General features: G+C 63.5%; 18 protein-coding genes. 10 read left to right on the top strand and 8 right to left on the bottom strand.

All coding sequences use genetic code 11. The annotated features are described in order from the left end of the window. Nucleotides 1-382: 382 nt before the first annotated feature. The 4 genes from EN808_RS28335 to EN808_RS28320 all read right to left on the bottom strand — a co-directional run bounded on the left by EN808_RS28335 (nucleotide 383) and on the right by EN808_RS28320 (nucleotide 4,889). Nucleotides 383-1,411 carry a zinc-dependent alcohol dehydrogenase family protein gene (locus EN808_RS28335; protein ID WP_135917340.1) on the bottom strand — a complete coding sequence of 343 codons (1,029 nt, stop codon included), beginning with the start codon at nucleotides 1,409-1,411 and terminating at the stop codon, nucleotides 383-385. Between the two features lie 19 nt (nucleotides 1,412-1,430). Beyond that, a complete protein-coding gene (locus EN808_RS28330) occupies nucleotides 1,431-3,218 on the bottom strand; it encodes a TRAP transporter large permease subunit (protein WP_127278185.1) in 1,788 nt (595 codons plus the stop codon). After that, complete coding sequence (locus tag EN808_RS28325; protein ID WP_135883735.1) at nucleotides 3,218-3,802, bottom strand: TRAP transporter small permease subunit; 585 nt, start codon at nucleotides 3,800-3,802, stop codon at nucleotides 3,218-3,220. Before EN808_RS28325 ends, EN808_RS28330 begins: the two co-directional genes overlap by 1 nt. A gap of 181 nt (nucleotides 3,803-3,983) precedes the next feature. Further along, nucleotides 3,984-4,889: a branched-chain amino acid ABC transporter permease gene (locus EN808_RS28320; RefSeq protein ID WP_135917348.1), complete on the bottom strand. Its 906-nt coding sequence runs from the start codon at nucleotides 4,887-4,889 to the stop codon at nucleotides 3,984-3,986. 141 nt (nucleotides 4,890-5,030) lie between these two features. Between EN808_RS28320 and EN808_RS28315 the strand changes: the two genes are divergently transcribed. From EN808_RS28315 to EN808_RS28270, 10 genes are all read left to right on the top strand, one after another. Next, entirely contained in the window at nucleotides 5,031-5,639 is a 609-nt protein-coding gene (locus EN808_RS28315) for a CGNR zinc finger domain-containing protein (RefSeq protein WP_135883734.1), read from the top strand. Next, nucleotides 5,632-6,165 carry a hypothetical protein gene (locus tag EN808_RS28310; protein ID WP_127872937.1) on the top strand — a complete coding sequence of 178 codons (534 nt, stop codon included), beginning with the start codon at nucleotides 5,632-5,634 and terminating at the stop codon, nucleotides 6,163-6,165. The genes EN808_RS28315 and EN808_RS28310 overlap by 8 nt, the downstream gene beginning before the upstream one ends. A gap of 217 nt (nucleotides 6,166-6,382) precedes the next feature. Beyond that, nucleotides 6,383-9,871 (top strand): indolepyruvate ferredoxin oxidoreductase family protein, encoded by a 3,489-nt coding sequence (locus EN808_RS28305; RefSeq protein ID WP_135917339.1) that lies wholly within the window; start codon nucleotides 6,383-6,385, stop codon nucleotides 9,869-9,871. Between the two features lie 144 nt (nucleotides 9,872-10,015). After that, complete coding sequence (locus EN808_RS28300) at nucleotides 10,016-12,331, top strand: EAL domain-containing protein (protein WP_127872939.1); 2,316 nt, start codon at nucleotides 10,016-10,018, stop codon at nucleotides 12,329-12,331. Nucleotides 12,332-12,703: 372 nt separating this feature from the next. Further along, a complete protein-coding gene (locus EN808_RS28295; RefSeq protein WP_245464326.1) occupies nucleotides 12,704-13,393 on the top strand; it encodes an acyl-homoserine-lactone synthase in 690 nt (229 codons plus the stop codon). A gap of 142 nt (nucleotides 13,394-13,535) precedes the next feature. Then, complete coding sequence (locus EN808_RS28290) at nucleotides 13,536-13,685, top strand: DUF3096 domain-containing protein (protein WP_015314280.1); 150 nt, start codon at nucleotides 13,536-13,538, stop codon at nucleotides 13,683-13,685. Between the two features lie 164 nt (nucleotides 13,686-13,849). Beyond that, on the top strand, nucleotides 13,850-14,074 hold the full coding sequence (locus tag EN808_RS28285; RefSeq protein WP_127277793.1) for an aa3-type cytochrome c oxidase subunit IV: 225 nt from the start codon (nucleotides 13,850-13,852) through the stop codon (nucleotides 14,072-14,074). Between the two features lie 87 nt (nucleotides 14,075-14,161). Then, entirely contained in the window at nucleotides 14,162-15,439 is a 1,278-nt protein-coding gene (locus EN808_RS28280; protein WP_135917338.1) for a Re/Si-specific NAD(P)(+) transhydrogenase subunit alpha, read from the top strand. Further along, complete coding sequence (locus EN808_RS28275; protein ID WP_189343545.1) at nucleotides 15,436-15,864, top strand: NAD(P) transhydrogenase subunit alpha; 429 nt, start codon at nucleotides 15,436-15,438, stop codon at nucleotides 15,862-15,864. The genes EN808_RS28280 and EN808_RS28275 overlap by 4 nt, the downstream gene beginning before the upstream one ends. 6 nt (nucleotides 15,865-15,870) lie before the next feature. Further along, a complete protein-coding gene (locus tag EN808_RS28270; protein WP_127872941.1) occupies nucleotides 15,871-17,268 on the top strand; it encodes an NAD(P)(+) transhydrogenase (Re/Si-specific) subunit beta in 1,398 nt (465 codons plus the stop codon). A 79-nt stretch (nucleotides 17,269-17,347) separates the two neighbouring features. On the opposite strand, the gene EN808_RS28265 is transcribed toward EN808_RS28270, so the two are convergent. The 4 genes from EN808_RS28265 to EN808_RS28250 form a co-directional block, all read right to left on the bottom strand. Continuing rightward, the gene (locus tag EN808_RS28265) at nucleotides 17,348-18,265 is read right to left on the bottom strand and encodes a hypothetical protein (protein ID WP_135917337.1); all 918 of its coding nucleotides are present in this window, start codon (nucleotides 18,263-18,265) and stop codon (nucleotides 17,348-17,350) included. 351 nt (nucleotides 18,266-18,616) lie between these two features. Then, nucleotides 18,617-21,088, bottom strand: a complete 2,472-nt coding sequence (gyrB, locus tag EN808_RS28260; protein ID WP_135917336.1) for a DNA topoisomerase (ATP-hydrolyzing) subunit B — start codon at nucleotides 21,086-21,088, stop codon at nucleotides 18,617-18,619. 145 nt (nucleotides 21,089-21,233) lie between these two features. After that, nucleotides 21,234-23,864, bottom strand: coding sequence for a caspase domain-containing protein (locus EN808_RS28255; protein WP_189524181.1), 2,631 nt, complete (start codon nucleotides 23,862-23,864; stop codon nucleotides 21,234-21,236). 83 nt (nucleotides 23,865-23,947) lie between these two features. Further along, on the bottom strand, nucleotides 23,948-24,517 hold the full coding sequence (locus EN808_RS28250) for an NADPH-dependent FMN reductase (RefSeq protein ID WP_135917335.1): 570 nt from the start codon (nucleotides 24,515-24,517) through the stop codon (nucleotides 23,948-23,950). Nucleotides 24,518-24,666 lie beyond the last annotated feature (149 nt).

The following is a 24,666-nucleotide window of genomic DNA, read 5'->3' as shown; positions in this document are numbered from 1 at the left end:
GGACGGCCAATGGGCACTTACCTTCCATGATTATCCGCTTGGCATCATCGACACCAGACGTATGAAGCTCGTCCGCCGCAGCGCCGCGCCAACCAAACCGCTTGGCGCTGCGGCGGATGCATAGGGGAGAACTGTTACCTATGTATCCGGTTCAATCTGTTACCCATCTATCGGCTGGACACCGGCAGCGGGATGAGGGGCAGCGCCGGCTTCGGCGATTGAACGCCCTCGGCGCAAGCCCAACCGCGCATCTTATCAATTCAGCATTGGCGCCGCCCCTCACCTGCCTGCCGGCATCCTCTCCCCGTATAGGGACGGGGAGAGGGAAGCTGTCATCGACGGTTTCGCCAATCGCCAACGTTGCAAGATGAAGGACCGCACTTCAGCCCAGGCCTGGCACCACCAGCACCTTGACCTCGCCCGGCGCGGGCGGATTGGCGATCACACCAGGCGCCTCTTCCAGCGACACCTGCCTGGAGATCAGCCGGTCGATCTCAATCGCGCCCGACGCGATGAGCTCGGCGGCGCGGCGATGCGTATAGGGATTGAGGAACGAGCCCAGTACCTTCAGTTCCCGGAACAGGAGGTCGAAGGGCTCGAATTCCGCCTTCATGCCTTGCGGCGTCACGCCGACGATGACGACGGTGCCGCCGGCCCTTGCCAGCCGCATCGACTGCTCGACGGTGTCGCGCACGCCGGCGCATTCGAACACCACGTCGGCGCCGCCGGGCATCAGTCCCGCCCGTCCGGCGATGGCATCGATCACATCGGCGGTTGTGGGATCGACCGTCGCCGTTGCGCCGAGTTCCCTCGCAAGCGCGCGGCGCGAGGCTTGCCTTGTCGACAGGATGATGGTGGTGGCCCCGGCGAGCCGAGCCAGCTGCACCGTTAGCAGGCCGATCACGCCGCCGCCGAGCACGACAACCGAACCGCCCGGCTTGATCTCGGCAAGGTCGACACCGTGCAGGCAGCAGCCAAGCGGCTCGCAGAACGCGCCATGTGTCGGCGGCAGATCGGCGGGCAGGATGAAAGCCTGTTTTTGCGGCATCACCACATAGTCGGCAAAGCCGCCGTCGCGATGGATGCCGATGGCGTTGAGATTGCGGCACAGATTGACCCGGCCGGCATGGCAATGCGGGCACCGTCCGCAGGCGATGTTGGGATCGCCAGTGACCCGGTCGCCGACGGCAAAGCCGGAGACCGCATTACCGACCGCCTCGATGATGCCGGCGAACTCGTGCCCGGGCGTCACAGGCGGCCTGCAAGGGAATTCGCCGTGGAAAAGATGCCGGTCGGTGCCGCAGACACCGCAGGCCTCGATCCGCACCAGAAGCTCGTCCGGACCGGGAACCGGCTTGGCGACCTCGCGCAGCGCGATGCCGCCCACTCTCTCCAACCGCACGGCTTTCATGGCGTCTTCCCCTCCGAGCTCAGTTGAAATTCGGCGGCTGCGACAGGTCCGGCGTCGGTGTCGCCGGCTTGGCCGGCGGCGCATCGCCGAAATTCGGCGGTTGCGACAGGTCGGGCGTGCCGGGCGCGGCCGGTGCGCCACCGCCATTGGCAGGAGCGCCGCCACCTTCCGGCGCGCCGAGCGGCGACAGGCCGGGCGCTTCCGGTACCTGGTAGTCGATCGTGCCGGAATCGATGGCCGTGCCCTTGTAGCGCATCACCATTTGCGGGAAGGCGATGGTCAGGCCGATCATGATGACCTGGATGCAGACGAACGGCACCGCGCCCCAATAGATCTGCCCCGTCGTTACCGGCGCGATCTGCTTACCGGTCAGGCGGTCGAGATAGGGCACGCGGGCGGCGACCGAGCGCAGGTAGAACAGCGCGAAGCCGAACGGCGGGTGCATGAAACTGGTCTGCATATTGACGCCCAGCAGCACGCCGAACCAGATCAGGTCGATGCCGAGCTTGTCGGCGGCCGGCGCCAGAAGCGGCACGATGATGAAGGCCAGTTCGAAGAAGTCGAGGAAGAAGGCGAGGAAGAAGACAAGGATGTTGACGCCGATCAGGAAGCCGACTTCGCCGCCCGGCAGCGAGGTCAGGAGATGCTCGACCCAGATCTGGCCGTTGACCCCATAGAAGGTCAGCGAGAACACCCGCGCGCCGATCAGGATGAACAGCACGAAGGACGACAGCCGCGTCGTCGAGGCCAGCGCCTGCTTGATCACGTCCATCGACAGCCGGCCCTTCATCGCCGCCATGCCCAGCGCGCCGACCGCACCCATGGCGCCGCCCTCGGTTGGGGTGGCGATGCCGAGGAAGATGGTGCCGAGCACCAGGAAGATCAGCGCCAGCGGCGGGATCAGCACGATCACGACCTGCTGCGCCAGCCGCGACATCATGTTGATGTTTAGGCTGCGGTCGAGAATCGCGACGACGTAGATGAAGATGACGCCGACGGCCGCGCCGAGAATGTCGGCATTGTCGCCATGAGCGGGCACCAGGTAACGGTAGGCGGCATAGGCGATCGCCACGGCCACCACCAACGCGATCAGCAGGGACACCACGCCATGGCCGAGTGTGCGGGCCTCGAGCGGCAGGGCCGGCATCGACTTTGGCCGGACGATCGACATGATCACGATGTAGAGCGTGTATAGGCCCGTCAGCACCAGGCCGGGGATCAGGGCGCCGGCATACATGTCGCCCACCGAGCGGCCGAGCTGGTCGGCGAGAACGATCAGCACCAGCGACGGCGGAATGATCTGCGCAAGCGTGCCCGACGCCGCGATGACGCCGGACGCCACCCGGCGGTCATAACCATAGCGCAGCATGATCGGCAGCGAGATCAGCCCCATGGCGATGACGGACGCCGCCACCACGCCGGTCGTTGCAGCGAGCAGCGCGCCGACGAAGATCACGGCATAGGCGAGGCCGCCGCGGATCGGTCCGAACAGCTGGCCGATCGTGTCGAGCAGGTCCTCGGCCATGCCGGATCGCTCGAGCACGATGCCCATGAAGGTGAAGAACGGAATGGCCAGCAGCGTGTCGTTCGACATCACCCGGCTGCCGTAGAAATTGTCCGGCAGCGCATAGAGCAACGGCCAGGCGAGATTGATCGCGCCGCCCGAATAGGGCGTCAAAAGCACGCCGATGAAGAAGAACATCAGGCCGTTGGCGGCAAGCGAAAAGGCGACGGGATAGCCGATCAGCATGAACAGGATCAGCGAGGCGAACATGATCGGCGCCATGTTCTGGGCGATGAACTCCATCACGAGCGCACCTCTTCGGCGAGCGCCTTGGCTTCGAGTTCGGCCTGTTCGTGCACGGAAATGAACGGGTTGGGATCATCCATCACGCCGCGCATAATGGCGATCTTCTTGATAATCTCGGAAATGCCCTGCAGCGCGAGCAGGAAAAAGCCGACCAGCAGGATGGCCTTTGCCGGCCACACGATCAGGCCGCCGGCGTTGGTCGACATCTCGCCGCTATGAAACGACAGCCGTACGTAGGGCACGAAATAGAACACCATCAGCGTCACGAACGGCATCAGGAACAGGATGTGGCCGAGAAGATCGATCCAGTGCTGCACGCGGCGCGAAAACAGGCCGTAGACGATGTCGATGCGGATATGCTCGTTCTGCTTCAGCGTATAGGCGGCAGCCAGCATGAACGCCGCGCCGAACAGGTACCATTGCAGCTCCAGCCATGCGTTCGACGAAATGTCGAAGACCTTGCGGATGACGGCGTTGGCGGCGCTCACCAGGATCGCCAGCAGGATCAGCCAGGATACCGATTTGCCGATGAATTCGTTGGCGCGGTCAATGACCCTGGATAGAGCAAGCAGCCCTGCCATGCATTCCTCCCTGATGCGGTGACGCGCGATCCCCCTTTTTCGTCGCGTCGCGTGGCCCAACGGTATGCAGTGCGTGGTCCGGTTGGTCAACACGAGGAGGAAGGATGCAGGCAATCGGCCCTTGCGGCGCGGTGGAAAACCGCGGCCTGACGAAACGTCATGCAACCAAAGTCTGATGGGCTCAGACGATCTTTCCGGTGTCGCGGCCGGCGCCGATCAGGATCAGCATGGCCACCAGGAACAGATACATCCACGCATCGCGCCATTCGACCGGGAAATAGCCGGCCCACAGTGATTCGGCCATGCCGAAAGCGGCCGCGCCCAGCGCGGCCCTTGGCGGCGAGAGATAGCCGCCGACAGCGGTCACGAACAGGATCTTCAGGCCGTAGACAAGGCCGGAACCGAAGCTGACATTGCCGTAATAGAGGCTGGCCATGACCCCGGCCAGCGCGGCGCAGAAGCCGCCGAACAGCACGGCACGCCGGAACACGCCGCGCACGTCGACGCCGCACAGGGCGGCGGCCCTGAGGTCGTCGGAGACGGCACGCCAGCACCGGCCGAAGTTTGAGCGGGCAAACGCCCATGTAGCGAGTGCGACCGCCGCCAGGACCACGGCGCAGTCGAGCACCTGGATCAGCGTCAGCGTCGCCATGAAGCCGGAGCTTTGGGCGAAAACGATGGGCTCGGCCAACATTGGGGGCAGCCACAGATCGTGCGTGTCGGCGGCGATGCGGCTCGCTTCCGAAAGCACGAGCAGGATGCCGAGCGTCGTCACCACGATCGCGTTGGGCGAACGGTCGGCCAAGGTCTCGAAAACGCTGCGCGACAGGACATGGCTGATGAGCGCGGCATAGAGGAACGCCGCGACGACGCCGAACAGCACCGAAGCCAACAGCGTCAGCCACAGCACCTGGTAGGCGAAGGCGACGCTCAGGATCATTGCCTGGCCGCAGAAGGCAAACAGCGCGCCATAGGCAAGGTTGGTGCGGTGCAGGATGCCGTTGGTCAGCACATAGCCGAAGGCGAGTAGGGCATAGAGCGCGCCCGAATGCAGCCCGTTCAGCACCTGCTGGAAGAAATAGAGCATGCTCGACAACACCAGAAGCTCTCGCCCGGAAGCATCTCGCCCAAGAGCCGATCGGACAACGGCGACGATACCGTGCGCATCCGAGGTTTGCATCGCCGAATCTAACTTGTCAAACGCGATTTATCGGTTAGATTTTCAGGAATGACAGTTGCCTGGACCCCACACCGGTTTACCGGCGGCCTGCTCGCGCTCGACACGGCGAATACCGTCGTGCTGCGCGGCGATGCGGAGCGCACCTTCGACCGCTTCGACGATCCGGTCGAAATCGGTCGCTTCGCCGACGCGGCCAGCGGCTTTCGCGCCGCCGAGCTTGGCGACAGGCGGTTGGCGGTGTCCTCGCCGGTGGCAATCGCGCCCATCGTGCTGTCGATCCGCGAGACGACCGACCGGCTGTTTCGAGGCGCGGTGTCGAAGGGCGCGGTTTCCACCGCCGACCTGCCCGAGTTCCTGCGGGCCTGTGCAGACGGCCTGGCTGCCGGCCGGACCGAGATCGGGGCGCCGGGACGGCCGTTCGGCGATCCGGCGACGCCGATCGCCTTCGAGGCGGCGCTGGCGGTTTCAGCCCTTTCTCTGTTGCGCGATGACACGGTCGCAAGGCTCAGGATCTGCCCCAACTGCACCTGGCTGTTTGTCGACAGAAGCCGCAATTCCAGCCGCCTTTGGTGCGACATGGCGGTGTGCGGCAACAGGCAGAAGGCGAGCCGTCACTATCGCCGCCGCATGGCGGCCAATGAGGTCAGGAATGCCTAGAGGATTTTCACGTTCGCTCGCTGCCGGCGCCATGCTGATTGCCGCCGCGGCCCTCGGCGCCTGTCGCGATACCGGCGGCGAAGGCAAGCTGTTCGAGGTTTCCGGCAAGATATTCGTCTTCAACTACCGTCTCGCCCGGGCGACCTATGTCGTGACGCTGCGGCCCTTGCAGCCGATGGGCGAGGGCCAGGTGGCGGTTGCCAGCTTCCAGAACCCCGCCGGAGGTGAACCATTCGTGGTCGAGCAGAAGGTCTGGCCGAAGCTCGACAAGGTGAGCCTGGAGAGCCCGGCGCTGACCTGCGTCGTCAAGAACAAACCCTATGCCATCGCCATCAGTATCAAGGGCGCCGATGGTGCGGTCCTGCAGACCATCGACACCACGCTGATGTCGACGGAAGATCAGTCGATCCTGCCCGACCGGCCGCTGGTCATCGACCAGCTCTATACGGCCAATCCCGATCTCGTCGGCCATCCCGACGGCAAGCTGCCCGGCGAGCCGAAGCCGGACTGCTCGAAAGCCGGCTGACACCTTCCGACGGCATCGATTTCGTCTGGAATTTTCGTGCGCCGTCGCGCTGTCGGCGCACGCTTTCATGCGCGGTCCACCATCCGCCGGACTGTTTGTTGCGCGTTGGCTGGTCCTTTCGATTTTGTTTGACCTGCCTTGCAAGGGAAGAAAGGATGCGTCATCCGATCCCGACGTTGGCCGCTGCCCCGCGCGGCCTTCGCAGAGGAAATGCCTGATGACGCTGCATGATGTCGCGCTCGACGACAAGTTCGATCTCGGGAAGGAGCGCATCTTCCTGTCCGGCGCGCAGGCGGTCATCCGCATGCTCCTGATGCAGCGCGAGCGCGACCGCCGCGCTGGCTTGAACACGGCAGGGTTCGTCTCCGGCTATCGCGGCTCGCCGCTCGGCGGCCTCGACATGCAGCTGTGGAAGGCGAAAAAGCAGCTCGCCGGGGCCGACATCATCTTCCAGCCCGGCCTCAACGAAGAGCTGGCCGCCACCGCCTGCTGGGGCTCGCAGCAGACGGAGCTGCTGGGCGAGGGCACCCATGATGGGGTCTTTTCGGTCTGGTACGGCAAGGGGCCGGGCGTCGACCGTTCGGGCGACGTGTTCCGCCACGCCAATCTCGCCGGCTCGTCGAAACATGGCGGCGTCCTTGCGCTCATGGGCGATGACCACATGGCCGAATCCTCGACCAATGCGCACGCCACCGAATTCCTCTTCGTCGATACCATGGTGCCGATCCTCAACCCGGCCGGTGTCCAGGAGATCATCGACTACGGCCTCTATGGCTTTGCCATGTCGCGCTTTGCCGGCACCTGGGCGGCGATAAAATGCGTCAAGGACAACATCGAATCGACGGCTTCGGTCGATGCCTCGCTCGAACGGTTGAAGATCGTCGTCCCGGATTTCGACATGCCGCCGGGCGGCCTCAACATCCGCCACGAGATCGACATGCTCGGCCAGGAGGAGCGGCTGCATGAGCACAAGCGTGCCGCGGCTTCCGCCTTCATCCATGCCAATGGGCTGAACAGGATCGTCTATTCGGGCGGCCGCAATCCGAAGCTCGGCATCATCACGCTGGGCAAGAGCTATCTCGACGTCCGCCAGGCGCTGGAGGATATCGGCATCGACGAGGCGGGAGCCAACCGCATCGGCGTGCGGCTGTTCAAGGTCGGCTGCCCCTGGCCGCTAGACCTGCAGCACATTGCCGAGTTCGCCCGCGGTCTCGACACCATCGTCGTCGTCGAGGAGAAGCGCTCGCTGATCGAGGTGCAGCTGCGCGAGAGCCTTTATGGCACGGCCTCGCCGCCGGTCATTGTCGGCAAGAAGGACGAGCGCGGCGATTGGCTGTTCCCGGCCAAGGGCGCGCTGGACCCCAACGAGATCGCCATAGCGCTCGGCGAGAGGATCGTGAAGACCATCGGCCCGTCCGAGGAGATTTCGGCAAGGGTCGCCAAGCTGCGCCAATTCCAGGCGATGCTGGCGGACGCCACCGACATCGGCTCGCGCACGCCCTTCTTCTGTTCGGGTTGTCCGCACAATTCCTCGACCAAGGTACCTGATGGCTCGATCGCCGCCGCCGGTATCGGCTGCCACTTCATGGCGCTGTGGATGGACCGCAACACGCTCGGCTTCACCGCCATGGGCGGCGAGGGCGCGCAATGGGTCGGCCAGGCGCCGTTCTCCAGGCGCGACCACATCTTCCAGAATCTCGGCGACGGCACCTACAACCATTCCGGCACGCTGGCGATCCGCTTCGCCCTGTCGAGCGAAGCCAACATCACCTACAAGATTCTCTACAACGACGCCGTCGCCATGACCGGCGGCCAGCCGCATGAGGGCGGGCTGACCGTGGACATGATCGCCAGGCAGGTGCGGGCAGAGGGCGTCGACCGCATCGCTGTCGTCACCGACGAACCCGACAAATATGCGGGCAAGGCCGAGTTTCCGGCCGGCGCCACCATTCATCATCGCGACGACCTCGACCTCGTCCAGCGCGAGTTGCGCGACGTCAAGGGTGTGTCGATCCTGCTCTACGACCAGACATGCGCCGCCGAAAAGCGCCGCCGCCGCAAGCGCGGCACCTTTCCCGACCCCGACAAGCGCGTTTTCATCAACGAACTGGTCTGCGAAGGCTGCGGCGATTGCGGCGTGCAGTCGAACTGCGTCTCGATCCAGCCGGTGGAGACCGAATTCGGCCGCAAGCGCAAGATCGACCAGTCGAGCTGCAACAAGGACTTCTCCTGCGTCAACGGCTTCTGCCCGTCCTTCGTCACCGTGCACGGTGCCAAGATCCGCAAGGCCGAAGGCCTGGCCGGCGGGACCGACCCACTTGAAGGCGTGCCGACACCAGCCGAATTCCCGCTCGGCGTCGAGGGCTGGGCGGCGATCATCGATGGCGTCGGCGGCACCGGCGTCGTCACCATCGGCGCCGTGCTTGGCATGGCGGCGCATCTGGAGGACAAGGGCTGCGGCATGATCGACATGGCCGGCCTCGCCCAGAAGGGCGGTTCGGTGTTCACTCATGTCCGCATCGCCCGCACGCCGGAAGACATCAATGCCATCCGCGTTTCGGCTGGGAAGGCCGACCTCGTACTTGGCTGCGATCTCGTCGTGTCGGGCGCCAAGAAGGTGCTGACCGCGGTGCGCGAGGGGCATACGATCTTCCTGGCCAACACCGCCGAGATCATGCCGGGCGAATTTGCCCGATCGGCCGATTTCTCGCTGCCGGTCGAGCGCCTGAAGAAGGCGATCCGGTCCGCCGCCGGTGACGACAAGGCGCATTTCTTCGACGCCACCCGCACCGCCACCGCACTGTTCGGCAATTCGCTCGGCGCCAATATGTTCATGCTCGGCTTTGCCTTCCAGCACGGCGGTCTGCCCCTCTCGGCCGAAGCTGTTGAAAAGGCTATCGAATTGAACGGCGAAGCGGTGGCGATGAATATCGCCGCCTTCCGCTGGGGCCGCCGCGCGGCGCATCAGCCGGATTTCGTGCGCGGCCTCGTCGCCCAGCCGGGCTTCGCCGACAAGGCCGGACAGGCCGCTTCGGTCGCTGAGACGCTCGACGAGATCATCGCCCGCCGTGTCGCCTTCCTCGCCGCCTATCAGAATGCTGCTTACGGCAAGCGCTACGCCGACAGGATTTCGACGCTGCGAGCGGCGGAAACGAAGGCCATGCCGGGTTCGACCGATGTGACCGAGGCCGCGGCCAAAAGCCTGTTCAAGCTGATGGCGATCAAGGACGAATACGAGGTGGCGCGGCTTTACACCGACGGCTCCTTCGCCGCCGAGCTTGGCAAGCAGTTCCAGAGCTACGAGAAACTCGAATTCCATCTCGCACCGCCGATCATGGGGCGTCGCGGCAATGACGGCAAACCGAGGAAATCGAGCTTCGGCCCCTGGATGATGAAGGGTTTTCGCGTGCTGGCGGCGATGAAGGGCCTGCGCGGCACTGCTTTCGACCTATTCGGCTACACCGCCGAACGGCGCATGGAGCGGCAGTTGCTGGCGCAGTACGAAGCCGATCTGCAGCTCGTGGCCAACTCGCTGGCGCCAGGCAAGATCGAGGCCGCGACAGCCCTGGTCTCGGTCCCGGCACTGATCCGCGGCTACGGCCATGTCCGTCGGACCAGCGCCGAAAAGGCGGCGGGCGAGCGCCGCAGGTTGCTCCAGCGGCTGACCCAAACGATGCCGATACCGGTTCTCAGTGCCGCTGAGTGATTCCTCCACCAATGTTCAAAGCCTTTTTCGGGCTGTAAGCCCCTCTCGCCTTGGCAGGCGGACCGAAGCCGTTGCTTAACCCCCTGTTCTAAGCCTTTCTTAAGGCGGTTGTGGCATGACAAGGCCTAGCGTTGGGCCGACCATATGGGCAAAACAAAGACCGAAAGCATCCCCGCGGATGTTTATATCCAATTTGTGCGGTCGTTGTTCGACAACGCGCACATGTTGGTGATCGGTGGCGCGTGCTACTGGATCCTCGGATTCATGATTTATCAGCGCACGCAAAATCTGTTGTTTCTGGCCTTTTCTTTTATTCTACTGCCGATCAGCCTTCTCCGTTATTTCGGTATTCGCAGCTTCCTGAAGACCGGCGGCATGATTGCCGATGTCGAACACGCACACCGATTGGAGCGCAGCTACATCTTCAAAGGCTGCTTGCAGGGCCTCGGTTTGGGTGCGCTGTGCTTCGTGTCGATCTATGTGTATCCCGACCCATTCGCCGAACTGGCGGCGATGTCGCTGACGTTGGCAACCCTGGTCACGGTTGTCGCCCGCAACTACGGTTCTCCGCGCATGGTGCGGATTTTTTCCGTAACCTTCATCGGTCCGATGGCAGTTGCGCTCCTGCTGCGTCAGGATGCCCCGTCTGTCGTCCTCGGTCTGATGATCTTCCCGATGACGTTCATTACCATCAACAGCGCCGACCATGTTCGCAATGTGCTTTTTTCCGCGGTCATCGGCCACCAGCAGGCGAAAAGCATAACGCGCAGGTTCGACCGCGCGCTCAACACCATGTCGCACGGCCTAGTCATGCTCGGCCCTGACGGGCGTGTCGCGGTCGCCAATGCCGAGGCCGCTCATCTGATGTCGCTGAAATCGGCCGACGCGCTGCTCGGGCGCTCCATCCACGGCCTTCTGATGCGCGGCGTCGCCGGCGGTATGCTGGCGCCGAAGGACTGCCGCTACGTCGAGGCGCAGCTGACTCGCGCCCTGCGCGAGGGCAGGGACCGCAAGGTGCTTGTTTCGCTCGCCAACGGCCAGCATTACGAATTCTCCGCGCGCGAAGGCAGCCAGGAACTCGGCGTGATCACCTTCGAGGATGTTACGGCGCGCGTCGAAGCGGAGGAAAAGATCCGGTTCATGGCGCGCTACGACAATCTCACCGGCCTTCCCAACCGTGCCTATTTCCACGAACTGGTCGGCGAACTGATGGCCTCCGGCGACCGCGACCGCCTGTGCGGCCTCGCCGTGATCGACCTCGACGATTTCAAGAGCGTCAACGACACGCTCGGACATCCTGTCGGCGACGGGCTGATTTACGCCGTAGCCGATCGCCTGGCGGCCATCGCCGGGCAAGGCCTTACCGTCAGCCGCTTCGGTGGCGATGAGTTCATGCTGTTCTTCGACCGCATCGATGACGAGAGCCACCTGGAGAGCCTGCTCGACCGGATTTTCGCCGAGCTGCAGGGAGAGGTCGACGTCGCGGGCCACGGGTTGCGGATCCAGGCCAGCGCCGGCGCGGTGCTGTCCAAGGTCGGCGGGACCGATGTCGACGCCATGATCGTCAAGGCGGACCTGGCGCTCTACAAGGCCAAGGAGCTCGGCAAGAACGGTTGGCGGCTGTTCGAGGCGGCGATGGACGCCGCGTTCCGCAACCGCCAGCTGATGAAGGCGGATCTGCGCAGTGCCGTGGAAAGCAGGGACCTGCGGGTCGTCTACCAGCCGATCGTGGCGATGAACACCATGCGCATCGCCAGCTGCGAGGCGCTCTGCCGCTGGGACCATCCCGATCTCGGACCGATTTCGCCCGGCATATTCATTCCGCTGGCCGAGGAGATGGGCATCATTTCCGAAATCAGCACCTTCGTGCTGCATGCGGCTTGCACCGAATGCGCCAAATGGCCTGACCAGACCAGCGTCTCGGTCAATCTCTCGGCCAGGGATTTCCGCAGCCGCGACGTCATCCAGAAGGTGCGCGATGCGTTGGCGAACTCCGGCCTCGCCGCCGGCCGCCTAGAAATCGAAGTCACGGAAACCGCGCTGCTCGACGACAAGTCCTTGACCCGCCAATATATCGAGGAACTGAAGCAGCTCGGCGTCCGCATCGCCCTCGACGATTTCGGCACCGGCTATTCAAGCCTGAGCTATCTCCATAAGCTTCCACTCGACAAGATCAAGATCGACCGGTCGTTCGTGATGGACATCACCCACAATCCGCGCTCACTCGAGCTGTTGAAGGGCGTCGTCGATCTGACCCGTATCCTGGGGCTTACCGTCACCATCGAAGGCGTGGAGACATTCGAGCAGCTTAAGGTCTTGATGCATTCGGTGAAGCCGGATCTTGTCCAGGGCTTCCTGTTCGGCGCAGCGCTCAGCGCGTCGGGTATCGAGACGATGTCGAACGTCACTTGGCCATTTGCCGCGGATCTGCGTCTCGCCGCCAAGCGCACAGCCGGCTAGCTTTCGCCGCAAATTCCCGCCCATCGAAGTTAATAATGTGCGTTGCTTGGATCGTGTGGCGGGCTCATACGAACCAGCATATCTGGCAGTGACTTGGAACAATTCCAAGCAAAGCGCTCAGTAGTTTTCACGCTAACTTGGATCTGGACGCCAAAACTGCTCCTTTAGCCAACACCACTCTGCCGCCAGAATCTCCGGTCGTTAAGGTTAACAAGTGGTAAATTGGTAGGGTCGAATTTTCGGCTTGTGTCTCATTTCAACTCGAATAGCCTGTTCAGAGGCGGATACGAGGACTTGAGAATGGATGCTGCAAGAAACGATGCGCGGGCTGGCGCCGGCGCAAATGCTGGGTCGGCGCTGAACCATTCGATCATGCAATTGCTGGAGCATGTCGACTATCGTCTCATCACTGGAGGCGAGGATCTGGAGGCGATCTACCGCCTTCGCTATCATTCCTACCTGCAATCGGGCATGTGCGGCCCGATCGCCAGCGGGATGTTCGAGGATCGCTGGGACAATCTGCCGAATTCCTATCGGTTCGGCGTCTACTTCGATGGACACCTGGTCAGCACACTACGGCTCCACTACATTTCCCGAGAGCACCCTCATTCGCCGTCCGTCGACGCCTATCCGGAAATATTGACCGAGCGGCTTGCCCGCGGAGAGACATTCATCGACGGGACTCGCTTCGCAACCGATGCCGACAGTGCGCCCGCGCCCGGAGTCCTGCCTTTTCTGACGCTCAGGCTTGGCATGGTGGCCGCCAGTTACTTCAACCTCACGGCAGTGCTTACGCCGATCAAGATCGAGCATTCCGCTTACTATGCTCGCATCTTCCATGCCATTCAGAGGACAGAGGGCAAGGTGTTCCCGGGTGTTCTTGCGCCGATCGCCCTGTTCGAAATCCCCTGCGGCGAAAACTTGCGCCAGACACTCGAACGGTTCCCGTTCTTTAAGTCGACGGCGGTGGAGCAGCGGATGATGTTCGCTAATCCGGCCATCAACCGGCTGACGCCGCTGTCCATCGTACCGACGGCGAAATACTATCGCGACGCTGCCTGAACGGGCGCCTTCCTGGCATCATGAACCTTTCCCGCGGATCTGCCGTTATGAGTAGCGGCATCGCCATCGAGTATCGCCGCAATTCTGCCCAACGGGCGTTCGCCCCGGGCGTGTCGCATTGTTCGTGGGAAGGAATACGGTCATGACCATCCACTCGCTGGCCCTCACGCCGCTCATCTCGCTGATTGCCGGCGTGCTGATCCTCATCATGCCACGGCTGCTGAACTACATCGTCGCGCTCTATCTGATTGTCGTTGGACTGCTGGGCCTGTTTCCGCATCTGGCCGGCTGAGACAGCGGGTCAAGCGTGCCGCAAAGCCGCCGATTGCCCGGCATCGGCGGCCAGTTTCAATTTTCCCTTGAGGCAGTTGTCGGCTGCGATGCGGCAATAGCGCCATTGCTCTGCGCCCAGCTTTTCGGTATGTGCCTGAAAGATGTCTTCGAAGGGGTATTCCTATGGCTGAGCACACGCCGACCGGTCCTGTAGAACTGGGCGCGAAGATGGACTATGCCGAGCATGACCGTACCTATGCGGGCTTTCTGGCGCTGGCCAAATATGGCTCGCTCTTCTGCGGCGCTCTGCTTCTGGCGATGGCTTTCGGCTTCTTCGCGGGCGGCTTTTTTTCGGCGACCATCCTGTTCGTGCTGATCATGGCCGTTGGCGCCTTCATTCTGCGATAGACCTTCCAAAACCCTCTTGCGGTTGACGTAGCCGGATATCCCGGTCGACACGTCGCGCAGACAGGTTCCAGCCGAAAGGATCATGCGGTGGGACAGACGGTTTTCATCCCTCGTGAGCTCGATGCGAACGAGCCGCGCGTCGCGGCATCGCCCGATACGGTGAAGCGGCTGGCGGGCCTGGGTTTCGACGTCATCGTCGAAACCGGTGCCGGAACCCGCTCGCGCATCCCCGACGAAGAATTCGCCAAGACAGGTGCCGTTATCGGCAAGGCCTTGGATGTCGCCAAGGCCGATGTCGTGCTGAAGGTTCGCCGGCCAACGGACGCCGAGCTGAAGAGTTACAAAGCTGGCGCCGCGGTGATCGCCATCATGGATCCCTACGGCAACGATGCCGCTGTCACGGCCTTGGCCAGGGCCGGCGTCACCGCCTTCTCGATGGAATTCATGCCGCGCATCACCCGCGCCCAGTCGATGGACGTCCTGTCCAGCCAGGCCAATCTTGCCGGCTACCAGGCGGTGATCGACGGTGCGTCGGAATATGACCGGGCGCTGCCGATGATGATGACGGCGGCGGGCACCGTGCCTGCAGCGAAAGTGTTCATCATGGGCGTCGGCGTCGCCGGGCTGCAGGCGATCGCCACCGCGCGCCGTCTCGGTGCCGTCGTCACCGCCACCGATGTGCGCCCCGCCGCCAAGGAACAGGTCGCCTCGCTCGGCGCAAAATTCCTGGCGGTCGAGGACGAGGAGTTCAAGGCCGCCGAGACCGCCGGCGGCTACGCCAAGGAAATGTCCAGGGAATACCAGGCCAAGCAGGCGGCACTCACCGCCGAGCACATCGCCAAGCAGGACATCGTCATCACCACGGCGCTGATCCCGGGACGGCCGGCGCCGAAGCTCGTCTCCGCCGCCATGGTCGCCTCGATGAAGCCGGGCTCGGTGCTGGTCGATCTCGCTGTCGAGCGCGGCGGGAATGTCGAGGGTGCCGAGCCAGGCAAGATCGTCACCACCGCCAACAATGTGAAGATCATCGGCCACCTCAATGTGCCCGGCCGTGTCGCCGCATCCGCCTCGCTGCTCTACGCGAAGAACCTGTTCGCCTTCCTCGAGACTCTGGTCGACAAGACGACCAAGACGCTTGCCATCAACCGCGACGACGACCTGGTCAAGGCGACGATGCTGACCGATGGCGGCAAGGTCGTTCACCCGGCCTTCGCCAAGGCGGACCAGCAGCCCTATGTCGAGCCGGCGGCGATCCCGGCCACGACCTTGGTCGCCGATGCGTCCACGCCTGCGCCGAAAAAGGCGGCAGCGAAGAAACCTGCCGCACCCAAATCGCCCGCGTCTAAGCCGAAAGGGACCGCGTGATGGATCAGACCTTGCAGAAAGCCCTGGATCAACTCGACCAGGCAAGTGCTGCCGTCAGGCTCGCGGTGCAGAACCTGGCCAATGCCCCGGGCGGCACCGAGGCCGCCGGTAATGCCGCGCACGCGCTGTCGGGCGGCGCCATCGATCCCTTCGTCTTCCGCTTCGCCATTTTCGTGCTGGCGATCTTCGTCGGCTACTATGTCGTTTGGTCGGTGACGCCCGCCTTGCACACGCCGCTGATGGCCGTCACCAACGCCATCTCGTCGGTCATCGTCGTCGGTGCGTTGCTCGCCGTCGGTATCGCGGCTTCGGGCGTTGCCGCAGGCTTCGGCTTCGTCGCGCTGATGCTGGTCTCGGTCAACATCTTCGGCGGCTTCCTCGTCACCCAGCGCATGCTGGCCATGTACAAGAAGAAGGACAAGTAGAGCGCCATGAACGCCAACTTCGCGTCCTTCCTCTACCTGGTTTCCGGCGTCCTGTTCATCATGGCGCTGCGCGGCCTGTCGCATCCGACAACCAGCCGCCAGGGCAATCTCTACGGCATGATCGGCATGGGCATCGCCATTGCCACCACGCTGGCGCTGGCAACCCCGTCCGCTGGCCGCTTCGGCCTGATCGTGCTTGGCCTCGCCATTGGCGGCGGCGTGGGCGCCGTCACCGCGCGCCGCATCGCCATGACCTCGATGCCGCAGCTGGTCGCAGCCTTTCACTCGCTGGTCGGCCTCGCCGCCGTCATGGTGGCGGCCGCCGCCATCTACGCACCGGAGAGCTTCGGCATCGGCACCGCTGGCGACATCCATGCCCAGGCCCTGATCGAGATGAGCCTCGGCGTCGCCATAGGCGCCATCACCTTCACCGGCTCGGTCATTGCCTTCCTCAAGCTCGATGGCCGCATGTCCGGCAAGCCGATTATGATCGGCGGCCGTCACTTCATCAACGCCGCACTTGGCATCGCCCTGGTCGTGCTGATCGTGCTCCTGGTCGGTACGGAATCGAAGCTGGTGTTCTGGCTGATCGTCGCCGCCTCGCTGGTGCTCGGCATCCTCCTGATCATCCCGATCGGCGGCGCCGACATGCCGGTCGTTGTCTCGATGCTGAATTCGTATTCGGGCTGGGCAGCGGCGGCTCTCGGCTTTACGCTCGGCAATCTGGCGCTGATCATCACCGGCGCACTGGTCGGCTCGTCGGGCGCCATCCTGTCCTACATCATGTGCAAGGGCATGAACCGAAGCTTCATCTCGGTCATTCTCGGCGGCTTCGGCGGCGAGGCGGCCGCCGCGGCTGACGACGGCATCGAGCGCACCGTCAAGCAGGGTTCGGCCGACGATGCCGCTTACCTGATGATGAACGCGCAGAAGGTCATCATCGTGCCGGGTTACGGCATGGCGGTTGCGCAGGCGCAGCACGCGCTGCGCGAAATGGCCGACAAGCTCAAGGCCAACGGCGTCGATGTCAAATACGCCATTCACCCGGTCGCAGGCCGCATGCCTGGCCACATGAACGTGCTGCTGGCGGAGGCCAACGTGCCTTACGACGAAGTGTTCGAGCTCGAGGACATCAACTCCGAATTCGCGCAGGCCGACGTCGCCTATGTCATCGGCGCCAACGACGTCACCAACCCGTCCGCGCGTGATGACAAGAGCAGCCCGATCTACGGCATGCCGATCCTCGACGTCGACAAGGCCCGCACCTGCCTGTTCGTCAAGCGCTCGCTCGGTTCCGGCTATGCCGGCATCGACAACACGCTGTTCTACAAGGACGGCACCATGATGCTGCTCGGCGACGCCAAGAAGATGACCGAAGAGATCGTCAAGGCGATGGATCACTGATCCGGCCGATCTTGACTGTCGAATAAAGAAAGAGCCCGGTCGATGCCGGGCTCTTTGGTGCTGTCCTGATGCTTTGCTTTCATCCGTTGGTCAGGAAAACGGCTTCCTCTTCATCGCGCTGCCTGCCGCCGAGAGCCGCGGCCGCACTGGCGATGAAGGCGCCGATGACCAGCGACAGGGCACCGAGAAGCGCAAAGGTGGCGCTTGCCTTTCTTGCCGTGTCGGCCGCCTGCTTCGCCTTGACCTTCGCGTCCTGCGCCTTCGCCAGTACCGCGTCGACACGTGTCTTGGCGTCAGCCTCGGAAAGGCCGGTGCGCGCGGCGACCAATTGCGCAAGATAGGTCTTGTCTTCCGCGGAGACCTCGCCGGCGACGGTACCGGCGATCAGGATACGTGAGGCCTGCCCGGCTGCCGCGGCTTCATCGCCTGGATTGGCGGCCGCGAGCTTGGCCGGATCGGCCGGCCGGAACAGCGAATCCACCAGATAGGAGGTCGCATTGTCGGCCGATGCGCCGCTGGCATTGGCCGAGGCGCCGGCCGACGCACCCATGGCGGCTCCCGAGGCCACGGTGGACGCGGCCTGTACACCTGATCCAATCGCGGCGGAAAGCGCCGAGCCAAGTACGCCTACAACGAGAAGCGTGGCCAACGCCCAGGCGAGAAAGCCGTGGGCGGTGTCGCGGAAATAGACCTCGTCGGTGTGGATGCCGACCCATTTGGTACGCAACCGTCCTGCCAAATAGCCCCCGACAGCGGAGGAAAGCCATTGCACGATGACCAGCCAGACGGCGGTGGACACCGCGAAGGTGGTGATCGATGCGCTGGAGCCCGACCATGGCGAAACCATAGTGAGCCCGAGGCCCGAGCCGAGCAGCATGAGGATGAATGTCAGCGTCGAGGCCGCGAAGGCGCCGGCAATGATCGGTCCCCAGCTGACCGCGGTGGAGGACGATTCCGTCGAAGCGGATACGTTGACAGCCGATAGGGCGGACTGCATTTCAGGCCCCCTACCGTACGAACAGCATGATGAGGATGATGATCGGAATCGGAATGCCGAGCAACCAGAGCAAGATGCCGCGTCCCATGGATGTCTCCTTGTGAGAAATTGTGATCGATACTGTCACAATGTCTCTCGGGAGCTTCCGTTCCGATGGGCTATGAAATGATTTTGTTTGCCGGCGATGGAACAAATTGGCGCGGCGTAGAACGGTTCATTGTCTCACGAAAACGCGGAACCGCTCTATTCGTTGTCTTGACGAAGTCCCCCAGGGGAAAGCGCTATCGCTTTTCCCCGGAAAACCGTTCCGCACTTTCTGGAATTGCCTGGCGCGCCGATTTGGGCGGTCGGTCAAATATCCAGGTTGGCGACCGACAGCGCGTTGTCCTGGATGAATTCGCGCCGTGGTTCCACCTCGTCGCCCATCAGCCGCGAGAACAGGCTGTCGGCGTCGGTCGCGTCGTTGACCTTGACCTGCAGCAGCGAGCGCACATTCGGGTCGAGCGTGGTCTCCCACAACTGCTCGGCATTCATCTCGCCGAGACCCTTGTAGCGTTGCATGGTCAGTCCTTTGCGGCCGGTCGCGAAGACCGCGTTGAGCAGCGCCAGCGGCCCCGAGACAGTTTCGGACACATCCTTGCGGCGCAGCACCGGCGGCGTCTCGTAGATCTCGCTGAGGCGCTGCGCGTAGCGGTCGAGCTGGCGTGCATCGGCGGAATTGATCAGCGCCATGTCGAGATGGGCGTATTCCTTGACGCTGCGCACGGTGCGTTCGAAGACATAGCCGCCGATGCCCTCGTTCGACGTCGACATGCGGCCGGTCCAGCCGCGCTCGGTGTCCTCTGCAATGATGTCGAGGCGTTGCGCGATCCGCTCCGCCATCGTGTTGGCGCGGCCAAGATCGGCAAAGACATCGGGATTGAGCCCGCCGGCGATCGCCGCCTGCTCGACGACGTTGCGGTTGTAGCGCGTGTGCAAGCCGTTGATGAGCTGGCGCACGGCCAGCGCGTCGGCAACGGCGCCGTGCAGATCCTGTCCGGTCCGCACTTCCCCCGAGCCAAGTGTAAGCGAAGCCTCCTCCAACCCTGAATCGATCAGGAATTCCTCGAAGGCGCTCTCATTCTTGATGTATTGCGAGCTCTTGCCGCGCGTCACTTTGTAGAGCGGCGGCTGGGCGATGTAGAGATGGCCGCGCTCGATCAGCTCCGGCATCTGCCGGAAGAAGAAGGTGAGCAGCAGGGTCCTGATATGGGCGCCGTCGACGTCGGCGTCGGTCATCAGGATGATCTTGTGGTAACGCAGCTTGTCGGCGTTGAATTCGTCCTTGCCGATCGAGGTGCCGAGCGCGGTGATCAGTGTGCCGATCATGTCGGACGAGAGCATGCGGTCGAAGCGAGCCCGCTCGACATTGAGGATCTTGCCGCGCAAGGGAAGGATCGCCTGGTTCTGCCGCGAACGGCCGCCCTTGGCGGAGCCGCCTGCCGAGTCACCCTCGACGATGAAGATTTCGGACTTCGCCGGGTCGCGTTCCTGGCAGTCGGCCAGCTTGCCGGGCAGCGAGGTGACCCCAAGCGAGGTCTTGCGGGTGATGTCGCGCGCCTTGCGCGCGGCTTCGCGCGCCGCCGCGGCCTGGATCACCTTGTCGACGACCACCTTGCCCTCGGTCGGATGCTCTTCGAGCCACGTGCCGAGTGCTTCATTGACCAGCCCTTCGACCACGGGACGGACTTCCGACGAGACCAGCTTGTCCTTGGTCTGCGACGAGAATTTCGGATCGGGAACCTTGACCGACAGCACCGCCGTCAGGCCTTCGCGGCAATCGTCGCCGATCAGCGAGACCTTTTCCTTCTTGGTCAGGCCCGAGGATTCGCCATAGCCGGTGATCTGGCGGGTCAGCGCACCGCGAAAACCGGCCAGATGCGTGCCGCCGTCGCGCTGCGGAATGTTGTTGGTGAAGGCCAGCACATTCTCGTGGTAGCTGTCGTTCCACCACATCGCCACTTCGACGGTGATGCCGTCGCGCTCGGCCCTGATGGCGATCGGCTTCTCGATCAGCGGTTTCTTGACGCGGTCGAGATATTTGACGAACTCTTCGAGGCCCCCGTCATAGTGCAGTTCATGCTTCACGACGTCCGCATGACGGGCGTCTGTCAGCACGATGCGCACACCGGAGTTCAGGAAGGCGAGTTCGCGCAGCCGGTGCTCCAGCGTGCCGAAGTCGAACTCGACCATGGTGAAGGTCTCGGCGGACGGAAAGAAGGTGATCTCGCTGCCGCTGCGGCCCTCATTGGTGCCCGGGCGCTTGTCCTGCTCGTAGCTGCCGGTCGCCTTCAGCGGCGCGTCGGCATCGCCATGGGTGAAACTCATTTCGAAGATCTGGCCGTTGCGGCGGATCTTGAGCTTCAGCCAGGCCGACAGCGCGTTGACGACCGAGACGCCGACGCCATGCAGGCCGCCAGAAACCTTGTAGGAGTTCTGGTCGAACTTTCCGCCGGCATGCAGCTGCGTCATGATCACTTCGGCCGCCGAAATGCCCTCGCTGGGGTGAATGTCGGTCGGAATGCCACGGCCATTGTCGATAACCGTCACCGAGCCATCGGGATTAAGCGTCACCGAAACCAGGTCGGCATGGCCGGCCAGCGCCTCGTCGATGGCGTTGTCGACCACCTCGTAGACCATGTGATGCAGGCCCGAGCCGTCATCGGTGTCGCCGATATACATGCCCGGCCGCTTGCGGACAGCATCCAACCCCTTCAAAACCTTGATGGAATCGGCGCCGTATTCGGCTTCAGCGCCGTTGGTGTTCTCGGTCTGGTCGCTCATGAAAACCTGTTGTCTAGATGCCGCTTGTACAGCGCGAAAAATCGGCCCCGAATCGCGCTTCTGATATCGACTAGATATAGGCGCTAAAGGCGGTTTTTCCAAGGTTTGCAGGCATTTCCGGCTCAAATGCCGAGCCGCCAGCCGGCTATTTTTTTCGAGCGTTGAATTTAGCGAGAAGGCCGTGCAAATATTTGATCGTGGATTTGTCCCTTGGCGCCAGCCGGCCCGTGCGGTCTAGCTCCAGCGTCAGGTTCAGCGCCTTGGTCAGCACCGCCTTCGGATCCTTGGCCACATACGCATAGTTGATGTAGGCCTGAACCAGATCAAATTGCCAAAGCGCATTGTTCGGATCGGATTGAGCCAGTGTCTGGCGGATGCCGAGGCTGGCTTCGAAGGCCTTCCTGGAACCCTCGAAATGCCGCTGCTTGGTCTCCAGCATGCCGATTTCCGAGAATGTGATCGACAGGTCGCGTTGCCAGTCGGAATTGCCCGGGTCGAGCTTGGCCAGCCGGTCGGCAATGGCAAGACTGTCCTGGTAGTTTCGCAGTGCGTCGCTGACATTGCCCTGGACATCAAGCACACCGGCAACCTTTTCCAGACAGACCGAAAGGTCGCGCTGCCAGTCGGTGTTGCCTGGGTCGCTCGCGGCAAGTTCACGCGCTACGGCCAGCGCTTGTTGATAGGAAGCCAGCGCTGCCGGCCAGCTCTCCTGGTCGTTGAGCGCGTTGCCGATCTTGGCGTAGCTGATCGACAGGTCGCGCTTCAAGTCGGTATCGTTAGGATCGCGGCGCACCAGGTCTTCGGCGATCGCCTGGCTCTTGTTATAGGCCACGAGCGCATCGGCGGCGGCGCCACGCTCGCGCAGCACGTCACCGATCCTCTCGTGGCTTACGGAGACCGCGCGCTGGCGCTCAAGGTCGTCGGGTTTGTTCTCGGCCAGCGCCTGCCGGATTCTCAGGCTCTCTTCAAAGGCCGTCTGGGCGCTGTCCAACTGGCCGGCGGTACGGGCAAGGTCGCCGATTTCGTCATAGGTTATGGTCAGGTCGCGCAGCAGATAGGCGCTGTTCGGCTCGGCGTCGGCCAATTTCTGCTTGATCGACAGGCTTTGTTGATAGGCCTGGGCGGCCGCGGCCACATCGCCTTGTGTCGCCAGGACGTTGCCGATCTTGTCATTGGCCATGGCAAGATCACCGAGCCAGTCTTTCTTGTCCGGCACGCTTGCGGTCAACTCCTGCAGCATGCCCCTGGCCGCCTCATAGTTTTCGAGCGAGCTCGGCAGGTTGCCTTGCGCCACCTCAGTGTTGGCGAGCTTGATATGGCTGATGGCGAGATCGCGCTTGACGCTGGGATCGGTTTCCTGACGCGACCGCTGCTCGAGATTGGCCAACAGCGCGGCGAAGGCCCGGCCGGCCGCGTCGACATTGCCCACCGTCGTATAAAGAATACCGAGTTCCTCCAGCGTGCGGCTCTGACGGTCGGCCTGTTCCAGGCTGAGCGAGGTCTGCCCGGCCTCGCCATACAGCGACAGCACGGTTTCATAGCCCTTGATGGCCGCCGCATAGTTGAGGTCGGCGCGCGCCGCGCCCGCCGACAGGAACAGCGTCGCCGCCTGCGACAGCGTCCGGTCGGCGAAATTCGCCTTCAGCGCCTTGCGCGACACCTCGTCGATATCGACCGCCTCGGCCAGCTTCGCCTGTGCCGCGCCGAAGGCGCCCAGGGCCAACTGCTCCTCGGCCTGACGGCGCAGTTCCGTCACACGCGGATCGTCGGCGCCCAGCGTCTTCATCTCGGCGCGTACCTTGACGAAGGCGTCGGCCGCCTCGCGCAGCCGGGCATTCAGGCTCTCGGCCGACAAATGGCTGATGTCGGCGCTGATCAACGCCCCATAGAGCGGCGCCAGCGGCATGTCGGCGTCGCTGGCGATCCGCTCGACCTCGCCGCGCATGTCCGGCGTCACGTCGGCCATGGCCAGCAGCAGCCGTTCGCGCTCTGGCAACTGTTCCTTGGCCGCGGCGGCGAAGAACAGTTTCGGCAGGCCGCTCTCGACATAGGGCAGTTGCTTGCCTCGCGACAGGTCGTAGACCTCCTGCTGCACCAGCGTCAGCACCGAGCGGATTTCGAGCCCGTCCGTGCCGAGATATTTGGTCAGCGCCGTGGTGAAGGGTGAGTTTTGACCGGCGCCATCGGCGGCTGTCTCGCCGGGCGCGGCAGAGAAAGCGAACAGGATGTTTTCCGCCCGCCCGATGCGGCCAAGACCCGGCTTGACCTTGTCGGCGACATCGTTGGCCAGCGAGGTCGCGCCGCGCCCGTCGCCGCCACGCCCCGAGAACGGATCGCTGCGGCAGGCATCGAGCACGATCAGCCCGACTTTCGCGGTGGCCGCGACCGCGTCGCGCACCTCTTCCAGCGGCAGGCTGGTCTTGTCCAGCGCATCGAGCGAGGACGCATCGGCATCGACCGGCAGCAGCCGGTTGTCGCCCGATATTTCGACGCCGTGCCCTGAGAAATACACCAGCGCCACGTCCGCGCCCCTGGCGTCTTCGCGGAAATCGTCGAGCGCGCGGCGCATGCGCCTGAGATCGCGGTTGGTTTCGAGCACCACCTCGAAACCAAGTTTCTTCAGCGCCGCTTCCATCGCTTCGCCGTCATGGATGGGATTGGCAAGCGGCCGGGCCAGCCGGTAGTCGTCATCGGCCATGACCAATGCCACGCGCCGCTCAGCCACCGCTGCAGCGGTGGTCGCAAGCATCAGCAGCAAGGCAAACAGCAAACGCAAGTCGAACCGCCCCCCGGCTCAGTCATTTGCCGACCATTCCATCTCTTTATGGCACGAGCAAGCCGGGATTGGGAGCGGCTCCTTCAGGCTGCGCGCATTGGTTTCAACGCCTCGCTCCAGCGCGACAGTTCGTCCAGCATGGTCTTGGTCCCGCCTCGCACCTGCTCGCTGGCATCGAAGGCGCCATTCTCGTCGAGCAGTTTCTGGTACAGCGGCAGCGCGACGCCTTCCGGGATCGGCATGATCCCGACCGCGGTCAGCAGCGGCTTCAGCGCCTGTGCCGCGCGCAAGCCGCCGGAGACACCGCCATAGCTGAAGATGGCGGCGGGCTTGTATTTCCATTCGCGGGCGAGATAGTCGATCGCGTTGACGATCGCGGGTGCCGCGAAATAATTGTATTCCGGCGCCACGAAGACAAAGGCGTCGGCGCGGTCGATCGCCTTCGACCAGGCCTTGGTGTGGTCGTTCTGATAGTTGCCGAGCCTTGGATGATGCGGCTCATCCAGCACCGGCAGGTTGAACGCGGCGATGTCGGTCAGCACTGGCGCGAATTTTCCGTGCTCGCGCGCGAACGTCTCCAGCCACTCGGCAAAAACCGGACCGGCGCGGCCGGGCCGCGTGCTGCCGATGATGATGTTCAACTGGCGCTTCAAGGCAGGCTCCTTTGTCGGGCGGTATCCGTTGGTGACCGTCAGTACGGCACAGTCTTTCTGCGGACAAGGTTGAACCCTGGCGGAACGGTCACGATCGGATGAACAGACTGTCCGCCCTGGCGTTCCTTCCGCCACGGTTCGGTCTGCCG

The organism is Mesorhizobium sp. M8A.F.Ca.ET.165.01.1.1 (assembly GCF_004792065.1).
Classification (GTDB): domain Bacteria; phylum Pseudomonadota; class Alphaproteobacteria; order Rhizobiales; family Rhizobiaceae; genus Mesorhizobium.
Note: the sequence above shows the minus strand (reverse complement) of the source record. Positions and strands in the feature narration are given on the sequence as shown.